General features: G+C 50.2%; 12 protein-coding genes. 5 read left to right on the top strand and 7 right to left on the bottom strand.

Features of this window, described 5'->3' with window-relative positions:
• Positions 1 to 25 precede the first annotated feature (25 nt).
• Together RIF36_RS27000 and RIF36_RS26995 are read right to left on the bottom strand one after the other, a co-directional pair.
• Complete coding sequence (locus tag RIF36_RS27000) at positions 26 to 634, bottom strand: DUF3592 domain-containing protein (RefSeq protein WP_350120783.1); 609 nt, start codon at positions 632 to 634, stop codon at positions 26 to 28.
• Between the two features lie 37 nt (positions 635 to 671).
• Positions 672 to 1,358 carry a YhfC family glutamic-type intramembrane protease gene (locus RIF36_RS26995; protein ID WP_350120785.1) on the bottom strand — a complete coding sequence of 229 codons (687 nt, stop codon included), beginning with the start codon at positions 1,356 to 1,358 and terminating at the stop codon, positions 672 to 674.
• A gap of 55 nt (positions 1,359 to 1,413) precedes the next feature.
• Between RIF36_RS26995 and RIF36_RS26990 the strand changes: the two genes are divergently transcribed.
• From RIF36_RS26990 to RIF36_RS26970, 5 genes are all read left to right on the top strand, one after another.
• On the top strand, positions 1,414 to 1,962 hold the full coding sequence (locus RIF36_RS26990; protein WP_350120787.1) for a hypothetical protein: 549 nt from the start codon (positions 1,414 to 1,416) through the stop codon (positions 1,960 to 1,962).
• Between the two features lie 20 nt (positions 1,963 to 1,982).
• A complete protein-coding gene (locus RIF36_RS26985) occupies positions 1,983 to 2,480 on the top strand; it encodes a DUF4864 domain-containing protein (protein ID WP_350120790.1) in 498 nt (165 codons plus the stop codon).
• A gap of 64 nt (positions 2,481 to 2,544) precedes the next feature.
• Positions 2,545 to 2,952: a hypothetical protein gene (locus RIF36_RS26980; protein ID WP_350120793.1), complete on the top strand. Its 408-nt coding sequence runs from the start codon at positions 2,545 to 2,547 to the stop codon at positions 2,950 to 2,952.
• On the top strand, positions 2,945 to 5,050 hold the full coding sequence (locus tag RIF36_RS26975) for an OmpA family protein (protein ID WP_350120795.1): 2,106 nt from the start codon (positions 2,945 to 2,947) through the stop codon (positions 5,048 to 5,050). Before RIF36_RS26980 ends, RIF36_RS26975 begins: the two co-directional genes overlap by 8 nt.
• Positions 5,051 to 5,278: 228 nt before the next feature.
• Positions 5,279 to 6,973, top strand: coding sequence for an amidohydrolase (locus RIF36_RS26970; protein ID WP_350120798.1), 1,695 nt, complete (start codon positions 5,279 to 5,281; stop codon positions 6,971 to 6,973).
• Positions 6,974 to 6,985: 12 nt separating this feature from the next.
• Here RIF36_RS26970 and RIF36_RS26965 read toward each other — a convergent pair whose 3' ends face one another.
• The 5 genes from RIF36_RS26965 to RIF36_RS26945 form a co-directional block, all read right to left on the bottom strand.
• Positions 6,986 to 7,750, bottom strand: a complete 765-nt coding sequence (locus RIF36_RS26965; RefSeq protein ID WP_350120801.1) for a HEAT repeat domain-containing protein — start codon at positions 7,748 to 7,750, stop codon at positions 6,986 to 6,988.
• Positions 7,751 to 7,908: 158 nt separating this feature from the next.
• Complete coding sequence (locus tag RIF36_RS26960; protein ID WP_350120804.1) at positions 7,909 to 13,011, bottom strand: MICOS complex subunit MIC60; 5,103 nt, start codon at positions 13,009 to 13,011, stop codon at positions 7,909 to 7,911.
• Between the two features lie 47 nt (positions 13,012 to 13,058).
• Positions 13,059 to 15,116: an outer membrane protein assembly factor BamB family protein gene (locus tag RIF36_RS26955; RefSeq protein WP_350120807.1), complete on the bottom strand. Its 2,058-nt coding sequence runs from the start codon at positions 15,114 to 15,116 to the stop codon at positions 13,059 to 13,061.
• The gene (locus RIF36_RS26950) at positions 15,113 to 17,128 is read right to left on the bottom strand and encodes a hypothetical protein (RefSeq protein ID WP_350120810.1); all 2,016 of its coding nucleotides are present in this window, start codon (positions 17,126 to 17,128) and stop codon (positions 15,113 to 15,115) included. The genes RIF36_RS26955 and RIF36_RS26950 overlap by 4 nt, the downstream gene beginning before the upstream one ends.
• Positions 17,113 to 18,552 carry a PorP/SprF family type IX secretion system membrane protein gene (locus tag RIF36_RS26945; RefSeq protein WP_350120813.1) on the bottom strand — a complete coding sequence of 480 codons (1,440 nt, stop codon included), beginning with the start codon at positions 18,550 to 18,552 and terminating at the stop codon, positions 17,113 to 17,115. The genes RIF36_RS26950 and RIF36_RS26945 overlap by 16 nt, the downstream gene beginning before the upstream one ends.
• Between the last annotated feature and the right edge of the window lie 93 nt (positions 18,553 to 18,645).

Genomic DNA, 18,645 nt, shown 5'->3' with positions numbered 1-18,645 from the left:
CAAAAGGTTTAATGGAGCAACAAAACTATCTGCTGACGGCGTACATGCCGCCTCCGATAAAAAGGAAGATCGTGCCAATAAAGGTGAGGATAATAGGCCCTATCCAAAGTTCAAAAATGCCGTCGATCCTTATCTTTTCGTAGCCCTCATCTGCGATCACAAATACTTTTACCGGCTCGCCGATATCGTAGGCCGGGGGAGTGGATGCTACCGAGCCCTGCACTCTTTGTTTTTTGCCCTTGTGGGTAAATTCCACTACGGGTATAGAGCCTCCATCCGAACCGTAGGCAAATTCTGCTACTCGCCCTTGCAATTGCAGCGCATGGTTCAGTTCCTCTTTCGTGTCGTAAGCCATAGTGCCGCCGATGGTAAACAGAAGAACTGCCAACCCCAAAAATACCCTGGAAAGAATGTAGAAGACTTTGTCGGGCCCGGAAAAACTGGTGCGGGCAAAAGGTCTTTTTTGATAGCTACTCCCCGAAAGTGGCACCTCTCTCTCCAGGGCCTCCACGAGTTTCAGTGAATCCTTTAGCGCCAAACCAAATTGTTGCTTCACGTACTTAACCGCTTCGAGCTTTCTACCGTCAGCAATCAGCTGATGTATCTTCAATTTGGTGGCTTCAGGAATATTCATGTTAAAATTTACAACTGTTCCTCCTGGTAGTCAACAGCTAAAGCCCTTTAAGTGGCTTGAAAGGCGAAACCTCCTGGTGCATTTTAATGGCTCGTTTTGACAGATAAAGTCCAACGATCAAAGAGACAAGAGCGCCCAGCCAAATGCCTGGCACGTGGTCCATGAAAAGGAAATAGTCATAGGCGCCGTGCAAAATGGTGGCAGCCCCTAGTCCAATAAGGCCGAAAGCTGCTTTTTTGTGTTGAAATTTCGCTTTACCCAAAAAGAAACCCATGAGCACCGCAAAAGTAGCATGTGCTGGCACAGCGGTAAACATTCGCATGATGGCAATGCTCACGCCACCCTCAAACACGTAGAAAAGGTTTTCCACCGTAGCAAATCCCATGCTTACCATTACTGCGTAAATAATGCCGTCGAAGGGCTCGTTGAATTCTTTGTGTGGATAAAGGAAGTACCTTACGAAAAGATATTTGCTTCCTTCCTCAATAAGTGCTACCATGCCAAAGGCGTAAAGTGCCAGGTCTTCAGCACTGGAGTGATCGAGAGACACAAACTTGTCAGCAATAGCCGAAACTACCAGTGTGAGCACCAGGCTGAGTATGCCAAAAAGAAAGGCCCGGAGCAAAAGCCCTTTTGGCTCTTTTTCGTGCTTGTCTTTGAGGTAGATAAACAAAATAATGGCTATGCCCGGGGCCAGGGCCAATGCCAGCAATGTAAAAATCATGTTGGTTCGCTAGTTCTATTCGTTATCAATATATCAATCAATTGTAATATCAGCTATGAATTTTTCCAACCGTATCATTATTGCAAGTCTCACCATGTCTCTTGTAGCCATCGCCTTGGGCTGCAATAAGCTCAACGACCTTATCAACTTCAAAATGTCTTACACATCGGAAGTGACCGTGCCATCTTCGCTTGGTGTCAATCTGCCACTCGATATTCTAACACCGCCGGTTTCTACTGATGCGGAGTCAACATTTAACAGCAATAACACCAACAAAAAGCTGGTGAAGGAGATTTATCTGGAAAATGTCGATATTAGTGTAAAAGCTCCTGAAGGCCGGGATCTCAGCTTCTTGTCGTCGTTGCATGTATATATCAATGCTGACGGACTTGACGAAAAGCTGCTTGCGAGTGCAGAAAATGTTCCAGACAATGTGGGTAATATGCTTTCGCTGGAGACCTCGGGAGAAAATTTCAAGGAGTATATCATTCAGGATACTTATGCGCTACGGGTAAAGGCTGTAACGGACAAGCTGATTTCTGAAGACGTAGAGCTGAGCATTAAGTCTGGTTTTAAAGTAAAAGCTGGTTTGCTGAACGACTAAAAGTTGGAGGCTTCTTATATATGAGATTACCCTATCTTCTTACTCTGATTGCCTTTATCGGCTGCGCTCCGCAGGAGTTGCCACATCCTGCGCTGAGTGCAGAGGAAGTCGTTCATATCAATTTTCTGGCTTTGCAGCAAAACGACTCTCCGGAGTCTGACCATGGCATTGAAATTGCCTGGAATTTTGCTTCGCCCTCGAACAAAGAAAATACCGGGCCGATTGAACGGTTCAACATTATGGTGCACAACGAAAACTTCAGGCCGCTGATCAATTGCAGACACTTTGAAATCCGCACGCACTTTCAGGAAAAAAGCGAAGCTGAATTTCTGGTACTTATTGAAGATAATGAAGGCGAAGTGCATAGCTATATGGTGTCGTTGTCGCTCCAGAAATACCCTCCTTACGATGACTGCTGGATGATCGATGCTGTTATTCCCATGCGCCTGCCGTCGAAAGATGGCCCAAGGGTGGCCCTTTTTACAAAATTCAACTATTTGCAGGCACCTTTTTTATAATTTCATTCGTCTTTAGCAGAGGCAAATGGTATGTTGACGTTCTACAACACAATGAGCACCCTGAATGGAAGTAATCACCACCGACGAAGGCGTCAAGTACCTGGAAATTGGCCACGAGCCTGAAAATGGCTGGATAAGGTGTACCTGGTATGGCAATGTTTCCATGGCGTATATCTCGAAGGGGTCGTCGCTCTATTCCACCCTCCTGAAAGCAACTGGTTGCTCCAAACTACTGAACGACAATACCCATTTTGAGGCGAACTGGATCGCCCTTAACGACGAGCTGGAAAAAGGACGAATGAGGGAAAGTGTTGCTAATGGCTTAAGATATATGGCGCATGTGCATTCTTCTAAGTTTATTACTCGGTTTTCTGCCGTAGATTTGGGAACCAGGGTCAAAGACTTTGAGTTTAAACTTTTTGAACAGCTATCTGAAGCTGAGCAGTGGCTCCGAAGTGTTTCCAATGAATAGACATCGCATTTTAGTTGTTGGGTTTTTTTCTCTCCTATGCTATTGCCATGGCGTGAAAGCGCAAGAGACTCCCGCATTACACGAAATATTTGAAGACAACAGAAATGGCTGGTCGCTGTTCGAGCGGCCGTATGCCAAAAGCATGATTGCCAACGGTGCCATGTATATGGAAGTGGCTGACGGTGACATCGGTTTCTTTAATCAGAAGCATTTTCAGCTCGACCCCTCCAAAGATTTCAAGTTGGAAACGATAGTGGAGGTAAGAAATTTCAGAAACGGAAGCTTTGGCCTGGTGTGGGGTGCCGACGAGTACAGCAATTACCAGGCAATGGACATCAGCCAAAATGGCTTTTTTCATATCTACTCTTTCAAAAAGAAAAAGGTAACACCGATTCTACGACCTGACTTCCTGCCGACACCATTAGAGGAGGCTAGGAAGCATACCATCGTGGTGAGAAAGACTGGCAATGAAATTTTCTTTGAGTTTAATGGTCAGTTGCTCGCTCAGGCAAAATTCACGCCGTTTCAGGGCACCTACTTAGGGTTTCACCTCAGAGGCCAGGTGTCTGTAAAGGTTTACGAGTTCAACATATATCAGGAAACTCCCGAGATCAGGCAGGCAGAAAGCACCATTGCCAATACGGTAAAGGAAAACCTCGGCTCGAAAATCAATTCTCAGTATTCCGAAAAGGGAGTTGTTATTTCTGCTGACGGCGCCACATTGTATGTGGCCCGTGGAGAGCACCCTAAGAACTTTGGGAGCCTGAAGAAAGACGACATCTGGTTTTCGGAGAAAGACTCTGTGGGAGAGTGGGCGGAGCTGCAAAACATTGGCACACCCCTCAACAATAGTGGCAACAACTTCGTGATTTCCGCTGCCCCGGATGGTAATAACCTGCTGGTGGCCAATACCTATTTGCCCGATGGCAGAAACCTGGGCGGCGGCGTGTCGCTCACCAAAAGAAGCCCTACTGGCTGGAGCATTCCCGAAAATCTAGTGATCAACGACTATTACAACAACGCTGACTTCGTAGACTATTGCCTGTCGCCCAACCAGAATGTGCTGGTGATGGCCCTGGAAAGGAACGACACCAAAGGAGACATGGATCTGTATTGCTCTTTTCTTAAAAGCGACAACACCTGGTCAGCCCCTGCCCACATGGGCCAGGAGGTGAATTCGTTTGCTATGGATTTCTCCCCTTTCATAGCAGCCGACAATGAAACACTCTACTTTTCATCGTATGGCCATCCCGGCTACGGCAGTGCCGACATATTTGTGAGCCGACGCCTCGATGACACCTGGACAAAATGGACTGAACCGGAAAACCTGGGACCTGACATCAACACCAATACCTGGGAAGCCAATTATACATTGGACGCCAGAGGCGAATATGCCTACCTGGCATCGGTGCAGCATTCGATGGGCAACAGCGACATTTTCAGGATTCCCCTGCCAGCCTCGGCCCGGCCTAAGCCAGTGGTGCTGGTGACCGGTATTGTGCTCGACGCCTCTACAGGCCAGCCAATTGAAGCGCAAATCAAATATTTTTCACTGGAAGATGTGGGAAAAGAACTGGGGCAGGCTTCATCGCACCCTGTTACCGGCCGCTATACGATCATTTTGCCAGCAGGTGGTGTTTATGGGTTCAACGCAGAAAGAGAGGGGTATATTCCTGAAAGTGCCAACCTGAACGCCAGCGACATCAACATGTACGCAGAGCTACAGCAAAATCTGCTGCTGGCACCCATCAATGTGGGGGCATCGGTAAGGCTCAACAATATCTTTTTCAATACTAATGAGGCCATTTTGCAGAAGGAGTCCTTTGCTGAGCTCGACAGAATTATCAAGCTGCTCCAGGCCCACCCCAAAATGGAAATTGAAATAGCGGGGCATACAGACAACACGGGAACCGCTGACTACAATCTCAAGCTTTCTCAGGAAAGATCGCAGGCCGTGATTGACTATTTGCAAACAAAGGGATTGTCGGGCCGGGCTACGGCGAAAGGCTACGGCGATACCAAGCCAAAAACTGACAACGAAACCGAAGAAGGCAAAAGCCTGAACAGGCGGGTGGAGATTGTGATTCGGAAAATGTAGGTAAGTCAAGGTTCTCCGTTTCCCTATTGTAGCTCAAAGGAAAATATTTCCAAACAGGTGGCCCAAAACGCCGGCGATCATTGTTTGGCAAGCTGCCCTGCTCACCAGCAAGACTTAGGCTTGTGTATTTTGTAAAAAGGAGGTGCAGGCACAAAAGTGCCCGCACGCCAGCCAGAAAATACTGCCGACTTTCCCTATCTTGCCCTTCATCCCCAACATGTCTTCTCTATGAAATACTTCGGCCTTTTCCTTCTGCTGATTTGCTTTTTGACCGCCCAAGCCCAGGAGCAGGTCTATTTTAATGCTAAAGTATTTACTGCCAATCCGCAGCAGCCTTACGCTGACGCCCTGGCCGTGAAAGGGAAGACCATAGTAGCGGTGGGCAACTACGAACAGGTGAAGGCGAAAGTCAGCGAGCAGGCAGAATGGATCGACTTGCAGGGCGGCTTTGTGATGCCCGGGCTGGTCGACAGCCACAACCACGGCATTGACGGGGGCATGGGGCTGACCAAGGCCAATGTGAACGACCTGTTTCTGGACGTGGACCAAATCCACCAGTTTGCCCTTGAGACACTAAAGAAAAAAGAAGGCATGACCGGCGATGTGCTGGTAATTTATGGCCTGAACATCAGCACCTGGAAAGCGCTGGACAGGGTGATCAAGCTTTTCAACAGCGGTGAGTTCAAAGACCAACCGGTGTTCCTGCGGGGCTCCGACTGGCATACTGCCTGGGCCAACAAAGCCATGCTGAGACGGGCGGGCGTGACCAAAGCCTATCTGGCATCGCTGACGGGCGACGACAAAAAGTATTTCGGTGTGGCTGCCGACGGTGAAAGCAATGGGTTTGTTTCTGAAGATGGTCAGCACAAAATTGAGGAAGTGCTGGAGCCCGATACCGACTTCAGTCTGGGGGCCATAAAAGCCATGGAGTATAACAATGGCTTCGGCATTACTGCCTTTCTGGATCCCTCCGCTGCCCGGCTGCCCGGCCCGCACGACAATATGCTTGACTGGTACCAGCGCCTGGAGCAACAAGGCCAGCTCACCGCCCACATAGCCGCTACGGTGGTGGCGGAGGTGAATGCCGACCCAATCCCGCAGATGGCTGCTGTGAGGGCCCTGCAGCAGCAATACAACGGCAACAACCTACAGGTGCTCGGCTTCAAAGTTTTTGCTGATGGCGTGGTAGAGCACCCTACCCATACAGCGGCCCTCTCCCTGCCCTATACCGGCACCCAATCAAATGGCGTGATGATGATGGATCCTGAGAAGTTTGCCCGGTTTGCTACCCTGGCCGACAAGGAAAACCTGTTGGTTCACGTGCATGCCATTGGCGATGAGGCGGTGACAGAAACCCTCAATGGCTTTGAGGCCATGCGAAAAGCCAACAAAAGTATGGCCCTGCCCCACACCATTACCCACCTGCAGTTTGTGCAGCCTGCCGACTTCGACCGTTTTGCCCGCCTGAATGTGTTGGCCTCCTTTCAGCTGCTGTGGGCCCTGGGCGACGAAACTACCATTGACATTGTGAAGCCCTATGTGGATCCCTCGATCTACCAATGGATGTATCCGGTGCGGTCGATGCTGCAGGCTGGGGCCACCATTTGCGGTGCCAGCGACTGGCCCGTGTCCACCGCCAACCCTTTCGAGGCGATGTATTATGCTGAAACCCGGAAAGGAGCGCTGGGGGTGCTCGACGCCAGCCAACGCATGCCGAGGATGGCGATGCTCTACGCCTACACCTCCGAAGCGGCCAAGGCCCTGATGATGGAAAACCGTATTGGCTCGCTGGCCATCGGCAAATCGGCCGATTTTATCCTGCTGGACCGGGACGTGCTTACGGTGAGCCCGGAGTCGCTAAAGGCTACGCAGGTGCTGTGGACAATGTTTGAGGGGAAGAAGGTGTATGAGACGGTGAAATGAGCGAAGCTGCTGTCAATTGGCACCTTTTATAGTGAATTCCCTGTTACTCTGAAACCACTCCCTCGCCGTTATCAAAGCCTCCTGATAACTACTTGCTTCCAGGTCACCGGAAGCAGTTGTGGCTATCGGAAAGCTTTCGATTTCAGGGGCAAGCAACTCCAATATCCTGTAGGCGCAATTGATAGCATTGATTTGATCCGGGTTGGCCGATTCACAATTCTTTTCGTTGCTGTAAAGCAATTCTACCAGGTAGTCGTAGAGTTGCTTTTGCTGGGTGTAAATAATTGACGGTGCCATGTCGTAAACCATATCGTCATTTACTTCAATGCCCCTCACTTTATTGTTCACCAGGTTGATGGCCGTTTGATCACCCATTCTGGCCAATGCCAGGTAGGCCGCCCATCGCACCTTTGCCGAATTGCCGGGCTGCGACAACTGCCTGAGAGCTGGGGCGGCGCTCTCGTCTTTCAGCGTTCCGACCATTTTTATCAACACCTCCTTCTTTGGTGCCTGCCGATCCAACGCCTGGATAAGTAATGTCTTCTGAGAGGCATTGAATAAAGAAACCGGCACAGAACTAAGGTTTTGAATGGACAAGCCCACTATGTCGGGAGATTCGTCTTCCATCCCCTGTAGCTGAAGGGCCAGTATTTGTTGTTTGGTGGCGGGAGCAGTGGCACTTTTTTGTATGACGTCAAGGGATTGGTAGCAGAATCTTCTAACAGAAACCAGGGTGTCCCTCAAATTCTCGGCAACTACGCCTTTTACGATTTCCATATTATTTGTCGCCCTCAATAAATTGTAAGGCTGGGCTGGATTTGCCCCCATTCTCACTTGATTCAAGTGGGAAGAGTAGGTTTCGTCGGTCGTTTGGCTCAACAAACAGGTTGAGAAAAAAATTAATAATACAGGAACAAACAGCGCTATCCTTTTCATCACAAATTCATTTGAAAATCCTTGTTAATCCCGAAGCTGAATACCAGTATTTGCAAGTGGCCGTTCACCTTGCCGTATAAAATGCTTGGCGCAGGATTGAATCTCATATTGGCGTTGGCAGCCAGGTAAATGTCCACCAGGGTAATAGTGCCAGTATTTCCCGACACTTTCTTTTTATACTGGGCGTATATCTGTGCCCATAACTCCAGCCAAAGTCCGGCTTCCTGCAACTGAAAACTGGGATTGTACTGCGCAATCACCTGCACGCCGGCTGCCGCTCCGGCTTCGATGACCAGGTCAAATTCTACAATCGCAATGTTCACGTGGATGGGGTTCGGCTTGAACATGAACTCCAGTCCCAGTCCAAGATTGGCGGTATTTTGGTTGAGGTCGAGCCAGCCCGTTGGGCCAAAGCCGGCGCAGTTCAGGATAAACTTGAGTCGCTCCTGCTGACTTCCCAACGCCACTCTCCAGGCGCCGGGCTTCACATCCACCAGCAAGCTACCCTGGGCGCAAAGCACACCCGGTTTTTCGAAAGAGGCGGCCAGGTGGCCAAAAAAGTGCTGCTCCGCTGAATTGTATTTTAGGACGATGGTGCCCTTTACAACCGCCGTTTGATCAATGCTTGCCACTTGCGGCACACTGCTGAGCATCTGGCCATTGCCTAGGAAGTCAACCGTAAAGTCGCCAGTAGCGGCCACGTCCATTTTTGCGTCTATCTCCAGCCGGAGCATCTTACCATTTTGGGGTCCAAAGGCCACCATGTGCAGGTAAGCCCCATAGTTGTTGTTGCCATCTGGGACGATGCCCTCCAACCCATTGGCCGCCATGTGGCGGTAAACCCTCCCCTGCAAAGCCACTATTTTGACTACGCCGAGCGCTATTTCGTCAGTCACTTCCTTGATTGTGGAAGGCTGCATCGGTTGTCCCATTTTATCAGCGTCGGTAGGTTCTCCGGGCGTAGGTGGAGGGCCTCCACTTCCAACTTCAGCCATCCAGAAGCTCACATTATCCTTTCTTCCGCTCAGGTAGGCCAGTTGTATCTGAAAAGCCTTGGGCACTTTCACAAAGGCGTCAACATCGCCCGACCACGAGTCACCATATTGGGCATGTCCTTTTGTGAAGTGAATAATTCCATTGAGGTCAAGTGCCGGGGAGCGCACACTGATAGGAATGGGGTCAAAAAGCAAATCTTTTGGATTGGCCCCCGACAACAGCTTTCCGCCTACAGCGGCAAAATCCACCGGTATTGAAATGCCCACTTCTTCGCCAAGCAGGTTATTCACCATTTCGTTGGCCGCAATTGAAGCCTTTTTGGCCACCGCTCCGGAAATTGCCTCCAGCGCTCCCTTCTTAATTTGATTGACTATTCGATCCGCACTTATGTTGGCGATCAAATCCTCACCTACACTTTTTATCGCCTCCAGCATCTTGTCCATGTCCACCTGGGCGCCCAGCTCGTCGCCTATGCCTTTGAGTTCATCGTCGAACCCATCAAGAACCCCCTCCATAATTTCAGAGGGGTTCTGGTCTTGATTGAGGGCTCCCAGCACCACGTTTTCGGCTGTTCGCCTCACCAGTCGCCTGGCCCGTTCATTTAAATTACTGCTCACAAACGAAGTGACCGGAGACACAATGTTTTGATTGACCGACGCATTGAGCGCCAGGGTCAGTTCATTCACTATTGCCTCTCTGGTAGAATTTGCCACCTCTTCAACGACCAGGGCGGCATCGGGGGCATCCTGCGATATGCTGGCTACTACATCAGAAGAGACTGTGGTAATAATGGCGGTTACGGCCTGATCCAGCTCCTCCTTAACCGAGCCGGTTAGCTGGTTGGCTTTCCCTATGATAATGCCGTTGATATTCCTGGTAGCCAGATCCACTTTCATCAAAAAGCCATCTCCCAGAGAAGCAACTTTATCAATAGCAAAATTGGTAGCAAATCGTTTCAGCTCTGCTACAACGTCCGATATATTGTCAAAATCCTCTTCGCTATTCTGAACCTGTTCAATTAAGCCATCAACCACCGTGGGGTCGCTGGCCAGCTCCCGGAAAAGCTCTAGATAGGCCAATAGCCGCTCTTTGCGGTCGGCAATGGCTTCATAATCAATTTCGGCGGGTTGCTCAGGCGTACTGACCAGCGACGCTACGTCGTGTGCCTGACCCCCAAGTCCGCCGGAAGCAGATGCAATCAAATCGACCGTGGTGGATTTCAAGGCCTCAGTTTGCTGTTCTACTTTTTGGGTGAGATCCTCCTCCATGGCCGCCAGCCCTTCCTCCAATTGATCAAGGCCATTTTGAGCCGACGCCAGGTTGAAAGCTCCTTGCGTAGGCGCTGGCATATAGCTCTTGTCCAGCACGGGGTTTTCAACCATGGAATAGAGATTAAATGCGGGTGCCCCGTCGTCGCCACTTACGTCCTCACCCATCACCACTTTTCCAGAAATAGCGAAGCCATAGTAGTTTTGCGTTCGGCCAGCACTAAGGGCATCTATAGTCACCGGATACCCCCTAAAAATGGCGTTGACCTGGTTAGTAAGCGCCAAAACCCCTTCCGGCACGTAAAAGCCTACCCTGTAATCTCCCCACACATTGAAATTATTGACTCCGCTCAACGTTACACCAACTGACGGCCAGGTCACATCCATCGTTAGTCGGAGGTGATCGTTGCTTGCCATTTCCCCTTTCCTTATGGTGAGATCCACAGCTAGCTCTCCTCCTTCCGGGTTGAAACGGAACGTTTTGTTGTTCAGGTTGGCCAGGGTTCCCGGCCGAAACCCTCTGTCATATAGCTGAGAATGAAACTCAAAAGGCGTCGTGGTATCAATAAAAGGCACCAGAAAATTCCCTTCCAGCCTGCTGGCCTCATTCGCTTGCTGGTTGTTGATGTCCAGTGTAAGCCTTGTGAAGTTGGCGGGAAACGTATTGAATTCCCCTGTCACGTTAAAGTGCAAGTCGTGCTTGAGGGTGAAACCCTCTCCAGTAACTCCCACGAGGCTATTGGGCAAAGTATTTAGATCAATGCTGCTTTCGAGTTCGCTGCTGAGTGCAAACTGGCCAGCCCCATCCATCGCTTCAGCAATTTTCAGGGTAGACTGCTCAATATAGACACCCTTCCAGTAAGGCTCGCCGGCAAATTTTCCTGGCGATGAGGCATCATCCAGGTCAATGACACTTTTACGAGGAAGCAATTCCATGCCTGTACCCGCTACTACTCTCAGTGGAACTGTATTGGTTGAGTCTGATATCTCTATTAGCCTAAGGTTGTCCACCTGATTAAAAGCCCAGGTAGCACTGCTACCTGTGACTGATTTGGCCGAAGGGGTAGTCAGCGTTCCGTCAAAACCAAACCAATACTGATTGTCGAAGATCACCACTGTGCTGGTTGGAGAAAGGTCAAGTCTGAAAAACTGAGGATCCAGTAGCTCGAAAGAATTGCCGTTAGTAAGATTGGCTACTCCTGAAAGCCGAAAATCGTTAAAATCCGAAGCGAACTTCTCCGATGTAACTTTTCCAATGCCCGATGAGAGCAAAGGAAACGGTAGATCCCAGGAGAAACTCCCCTCGACAAACAAACCATCCTTTGTTATTTTGTAATTGGTTGCCAGAAATGTAGCCTCACCATCTACCTCATTACCTGGGGTAAGTTCGAATGCAATGGGACTGGTTTCAATGTTGATTTCTCCACCGATCAAATACGCTGAATATCCCGACTGACGCAACTGTAGATTTTCAAACGCTATAGATGTCCACACTTCCTCTCTTGAAAGTCGTACTCTCCCCGTCCCCGAAAAGCTGGCGAAGTCCTTATTGGTGATATTGTCTACCTCAATTCGATGACCAGCAGCATAAAACCTTTCTACCAACGGTGGCCCATAAAAAACTGAGATATCACTTTTGGCAACCTCCAACCCATTTGTATAACCTTTTACCTGCCAAACATAACCTGAGTCTATATCCGGGTAAGGCAAAAGCTCTGATTTGGGATAGTTGGTGAAGTTCTCACTTATCAATTTGTAGTACCATTGCGAGTTTTGCCGGAGAGCATCTTCCGGAGACTCGCCTGGAGATAGCGGTTTGATATTAATTTCGTAGTTAACCCCCTGCTCGGGCGCCCTCGATGTAAGTGCATTCCACTTGATTACTGCCGGAATCTGCCTTCTAAAACTATGACCATAAGGTGGGCTGGTAAGTTCAATTTTTCCACCTGTAGGCCAACCATAGTATAGCAGCCTAAACTCGCTGTATCCATTGTTTTTGTACCTGTCTTTACCGTCTGCATCTATGGCCTGCACTCTGTATACATAGGCCTTTCCTGCCTCTAGCAGCGGATCAGCCGGGCCATAGGTGTAGTTGGTATTCTGCAATAAACCACTTTGAAATACCTGTAGCGCCTGCCCGTTTTGCACAGCGCTGAGGGGGTTGGCGCCTGGCTCCGTGAGCTCCCACATAGTCAGTTGGAAATCAGTACCCATGGTATTGTTAGCACTCGCTGTATTAAAAAGCTGCCAGGTGATAGGAAAACTAGTGGTAGTGGCTGGGTCGAGAAACTCGTTGTCTGTAGGGCTAATCAGCCTGGGTGGATCCAACAATTGTATCCAGACATTGGCACAACTTTCCTGCGACAACAGCTCACCCGTATTGTAGTCCAATACCTGAAGGCAAATCGAATACATTCCTTCCGGCAACCTTCCAGAGTTAATAATTTGGCTCGTATTCCTTCCGCTCACATTGAGGTTGTTGAAGTTGAAATACTCCGCCCAGTCGGATCCGCTCAACACATAGGGTACGCCTGGCTGGACGGTGATGGGCGATGCTGGCGTGAATCCATTTTTGGTGCGGAACCGCACATCCATGCTTTCGATGGACAACCTTAGCTTGAAGGTCCATGATGCCTCATTGAAGTCATTGAATAAAATATTGGCCGAGAGTCGGTTGCTTCCTTCGGCCGTGTAATCGCTGAGATACACCGAATAGGGGGCTGGCAGAATGGGCTGGATATCGGCCGGGTATCGCTGTACCTGGGCCAAAGCACCGTGCACAACAAGCACCAGTGAGGCGAATAACAAAAGCCATCGCCGTTTCTTCGTCGTACGCATTTTCCAGTCAGATATGTTTTGCCTTCTATTCACTTCAACTACATCTTTTATAGGTCGTAACAGGCCACCCTGTCGTCAGCTGACTTCAAAAACACCTTTTTGCCGATGGGATCGATCGAAAAATCGGGGGTGCGATCGTTCGTCACAATCTGCCCCTCTTCTTCTCCTGTCAGAATATTGATTTTGACGAAGCCGATGCTATGATCCTTTTTGGTAAGTATTAACTTGTATGTATCGGTACCAGCCTGCTCCCCAAACCTGGCCTGAGCCATGGCTCCAAGGCCTCCGGTCACGTCCCTTGTAAAAGTGGCCACGGTCATTTGCTTCTGCGCCTTTCTGGTGAAATTGTCGTTGCCCTGGAGGGCTCCCTGCATCCCGTAGCCAATAGAGGAAGCACCGTAGGCAAAGCTTGTGAGTGCGGTGCCTGCACCCAGCACACCGAGCGCCAGCTTGGCACCAAAGCTTTGCTCGGGAGCAGGATAAAACTTATGGTAGAGTACCCTGCCACTTTTGTCGATCAACATGGCATTCTGATTGCCCGTGAGCAGGTAGCCATTGGGCAATAGCTGTATGCCCGTAGGCAGTTCCCCTCTGAAGGCAAAATTGGAGGTGATTTCCACCCAGTCCTGTTTGTCGGGCATCACCCGCACCAGCTTGCCTTTGATGTACATCACAAAGCTGCCGTCCTCATCCTGCACCACGCTGATGGGTACTTCGCCAGCCGACAAATATTTGTCGCCATTCCACATAAAAGTGCCGTCGTCGAGGTTAAGGAAGTTGGTTTCCTGTTCGCTGATGAAGAAGAGGGCGTTGCCGTACTGCTTGTAGTAGGTAAGCTGCCCGTTGATAACTGGTCGTTTTTTCCACATCGGCTCCCCTGCTTCATTCACAAAATTGATATAAGCCCTGCCCACTGCGTCCATCATTGCATAGCCCAGGCCTTTGTCGGTCACAAACACCCCGGCATTCTTTTCGCCGCCCGTGCCCATTTTTTCCTTTTTCCACAGGTGATCCCCCGTGGCGTAGTCAATTTTGCCGGAGCTAAACGTTTGAAAGAGTAAAAAATCGCTTTCTCCCAATGCCACCCCGCTGTATTTGGCCTTGGAGTAGTCGACCGGATTTTTCCATACTTCCCCGCCACTGCTGAGGTCGAGGGCGTCCACAGCGAAGTTGCCTGCTGCGCCGCTGGCCAGGCCAATTTGCTTGCCGGTGTTTTCTTCAAAAAAAGTAGAAGAAGGGGAGCCGCTCACGGCAAAAAGCACAGGCTTATTTGGTTGTAAAAACAAATCGATGTAGTTCTTTTTGCTGTCGGTTTGCCACATGATGGCCCCGGTGCTGCCGTTCAGCTTATAGAGGTCTTTCCCCAGGGCATACACAATATTGCCCTCGCCGTCGATAATGGGCTGGGGCTGCAGGTCTTTGCCTTTGGCCTTTTCGAATTTTGTGTCCCACTTCCTGTCGCCGGTCACATAGTCAAACATCGTGATGCCATCACCGGCTTCGCTGCTGTAGGCAATCATGGCGCCACCAGCTTCGGGGATTACCTTGGTGCTAATGATCAACCCCAGGGCCTCTTTGGCCGAATCAAAAATCAAGTTCCCGTTCAGGCCATTGATGATCAGGGTTTGTGAGTCGCCGCCCTTGTCGGCAATCAATACCAGCGGCGTGCCATCAATGATTTGGTAATTCGCCTCGGGCACATTGGTGAGGGTGGTGATTTCCCATAGCTTGTCGCCGTTTTCAGGGTTCACGCCGTACAGTCCATTGTCGCAGGAAGCAATGAGGATACCGTAGTCGTTGATCTGCATCCATTTCAGCTTGCCTGGGAGAGAAATTTCCCAGGAGGGGGTGAGCACCTGAGCCTCAGCAGCCAGCACCGCCAGGAGTCCGAGTGAAAGGAAGAGGCACCGATATGCCGTCCCTACGGGACTTTTTGTTAGTGGATTTGCATTCTGTATTACCAATGTGTCGTCCCGCTGGGACTGACTGCCGCTTCTTTCTGCTCTATCATTCGCAGGTGGCTTTCTGAATTGGCCAGGGGTGCTTTTTTCGTTTACGTCGTCTCTATGGGACTGGTGACTAATTGGCTGGTTGTAATGTGTCATATTCTAAAAGCATAGTTGAGTGTTCCCCGCCATTCCTGTGTGGCTTTGGCAGCTTCTTCGTAAGTGTTTTTCAATAAGTAAAAGGTGTTGAACGACACCGTATGCCGCTTGCCGGCCGTCCAGTTGACTGACCAACGCACATTGTCGATGTGACTGTTTTTTGATTTGTTCAAGTAGCTGTTCAGCAGGCTCAGCGACAAGCTGCTTCGCACCTTGTTGTCCATAAAAGACCGGTTCACGCCAAACACCGGCCCCAGGGTGAGGTTACTGATGCCTGCGGCTGACTGATTGATAGTGAATGACGTGTTGGTCGACCAGTCCTCTCCAATCTTAAAGCTGTAACCGGCGTTACCACTTTTGAACAGCGAGCCGTTGCCCTGGCTGTCGGTGGCGTCCTGCAAATTGCCACTGACGAAAAGGGTACCTGTATTGGTTTCCTTTCCCGTTTGGTAGTTCACGGAGGCCATGGCCGACCGGGTTACCTGAAAGAACTCCAGCGTGTCGGACAGGATATCGGTTTGCAGTAGTAGCTGTTGGGTGCTGGTACTGAAATTCGATACGTTGAGGTTGATATTGAGTTTTTCCGTAGCGGAAATGGACGCCGATGAGCTGAATACATATCGGATGACACGGGCGCTGTTCTGGTTGTCGAGGTTATTGTGTTGCAAGCCCGAGCTGGTGGAGAGCGTCACTCTGTTGTTGAACAAAGGCAATGAAATACCAGCCGTGATGTCTTCGAGGTCGTTGTTAAGAAACGACGAGCCGTGCGTGGTGTAGCCCGGATCCACTCTCCGGTAACTTAAGTTGGCCTGAAAGCCATCGCCCTGATAAGTAAGGCGAGATTTCAAGGCGTTGGTAAAAGCGGAAGAACCGTTGGGTTTGTAAAGCCCTCCCAGGTTGTTGATAAAGGAATAGTCGTTGGTGAACAGCTCAGGAATCCGCCTGTCCCGGGTAAAAAGGCTGTAAGCATATTCCCCTTCCAGCGAAAACCGATCAAAAAATTTAAAGCCGCCTTCGAGGCCCACCACCAGGTTTTCCTCGGGAGTCACCACTAAAGAGCTGTCCACCACATCGATGGAGTTAGGGTCGTCGTACGCCCGGAAGAACATCACTGCAGCCCGTTGCTTTTCCAATTCAAAGCCGACCTTGGTGCCAAAGCCGATGCGCCTGTAGGTGGGCTCGGCATACACCTGGCCAAACTGTGAGAACTTGGCTACTGGTTTGGCAAAGCGGCCGTACATGGCGCTTACCCTGACTGGGTTGTTCTCCGGTTTGTACTCCACACCAGCACCAAAGAACAAGTTGCCAGCCAGCGTGTAATCAGAAAAGTTGATGGTGCGGTGGCCCAGGTGCACGGTGAGGCCCTTGTAGGTGGGGCTGATGCCAAACCGGTTGAAGGGTTGCGGTTGGGCAAAGCTTTTGTTTTGCTGACTGAGCGTGGCCGAAAGCGGCACGCTGATGATGCCCAGGAAAGTGAGATTCAGATTGGCGTTCAACTGCCAGAAGTAAGGGTCTCTGCGGCTGGGCATACCCGCCGCATGGTAAAAGGTTTGCGTAGCCGACAAGCTGCCATTGTAAGCAAAGAGCTTTTGTTCGCCCAATGTTTCCAAATCCTGCGCAAAAAGAGTCGGCGGAAACGCCAGCGATAAAAGCAGCACAGTCGCCAATCGCCAGCCCAGATAGCGGATGTTTTGCCCAACCCCATTGTCCACGATCGGATTTTGGGGTGTGTCCTTCGTGTTTTTGGGTGTGTTTCCACACCCGTTCTGGAGTGCGTCTCCACACTCCACGCTTTTGTCTTCACCCGCCTCGTTTTTGGGTGTGTCTCCACACCTTATATAATCGCTCGTGTCTTCACACCCTATATCAAGATCGTTGTCCTCACACACCAGCATGCCTTTCCGTTTCCTGGGTGTGAAGACACACCCAGGAACAACGCACCCGGAAACGAACTGCAAAATATCCTCACAAGGGGCGATATGTTGTCTCAGCCCCCTCACCGCTGCTCCCATTTATAAATCCACGGCACGCCGATAATGAACGGCCGGGCCTTGCTCTCCATCAGTTCCTTGATGAGCCCATTCGCATTTTCCAGCTCGTTAATCTCCTGCGAGTACACAAAATACCAGGTGCCCGAAGCGCTTTGGGTGACTTTGGTATCGAGCCCGGCCTCCCGTTTCAAAATCCGCTGAAAGAGCTTGGCATCGTCCAGGTTGCGCAGGGCTCCAACAACCAGGTAATAGGGCCCTTCCGCCACCGAAGTTGTATCATCGGGGTTGGCCTGGAGCCGGACAATGGCCTTGGAAAGATCCTCCTGGTAACCGCTCACTATTTCCCTGAGCAGCCGCAGCTCCTCATTCTGCGCTGCCAACTGGCTTTGTGTTTCGTTGAGCTGCCCGCTCACCAGCTCGTTTTCCTGCTTCAGCGCATCAATTTTTTCGTATTGAATGGCCGATTGCTTCTCCAGCGACTTGATGCTGCCGCCTTTTTCTCTGGCTATGGGCGAGTCGCTTGATTTGCGCAGCCTCAGCCCCAGCACAAATTCGTGCGTTGAGCTCCCCAAAATGCTCAGGTCCGTCGTTGGGAACTCATAGGTATAGCCAAACACAAACTGCTCGGCCAGCTGCGTGCCAACGGAGAACCCGGCGCCAATCTTTGGCCGGTAGTTCATATTGAGCCACACCAACTGCTTGTAATTCACCATCAGGTTAAAATCGGCGTGGGAGGGCAGCCCCTGCACCGTGCGGATGAGCACCATGGGCTTTACCTCAACATTTGGCCCGGCGACAAAAGTGTAATCAGCTGTAGTGTAATAGTGCCGGACAAACGTATAGTCGAGCGACTGAAACAGCGCCTCGTTGTTGTATTTAATGGTGTTTTGAAACAGCTGCTCACTGGCAAAGCCCACGTGGAGCTTCTTTAGGGTATAATGCAGGCCCGCATTGCCCTCGAATACCGTCCGCTGATCCACGGCGCTCAGAAGGTTAGGGTCGCTGATGTCGTCGGCCTGTATGCGGTCGAAAAAGATCCGGTTTTGAATGGCCAGGAAGGACAGGCCGAAGCGGAGCTGCTGGTTGGGGCTGAGGTCGATTTTGTAGGAGCCTGTTATTGCCCCCGACGTGCGTCCGATGATATTGGTGACGTCGTTAAAAAAAGTAAGCCCAAGGCCTATGTTTTCATTGTTCAGTTTTGTGTCAAGTGTGAACACCTGCGTTTCGGGTGCCCCGTTCACGCCCACCCATTGTTTGCGGTACAAAAAGAAAGCGCTGGGCACTCCCGAATAGCCCGCCAAAGCGGGATTGTAAAGGTATTGGTTAAGAAAATACTGGCTGTAAAGGGGTGTTTGCTGGGCGAAAAGCAATGAACAAGAGAGGTATGTGAATAAAAATAGACAGCATATTTTAACATACAATCTATTATAATTGGCCAGCAGCATAGGAACGGTTAGGTGGTAATACTTCAGATAAATAAATAAGAAATTTTCATATTAAGCAATTTATATGGGAATATATCACCATGCAGAAAATGT

The sequence above is a fragment of the Imperialibacter sp. genome, from assembly GCF_040222815.1.
Lineage (GTDB): Bacteria > Bacteroidota > Bacteroidia > Cytophagales > Cyclobacteriaceae > Imperialibacter.
Note: the sequence above shows the minus strand (reverse complement) of the source record. Positions and strands in the feature narration are given on the sequence as shown.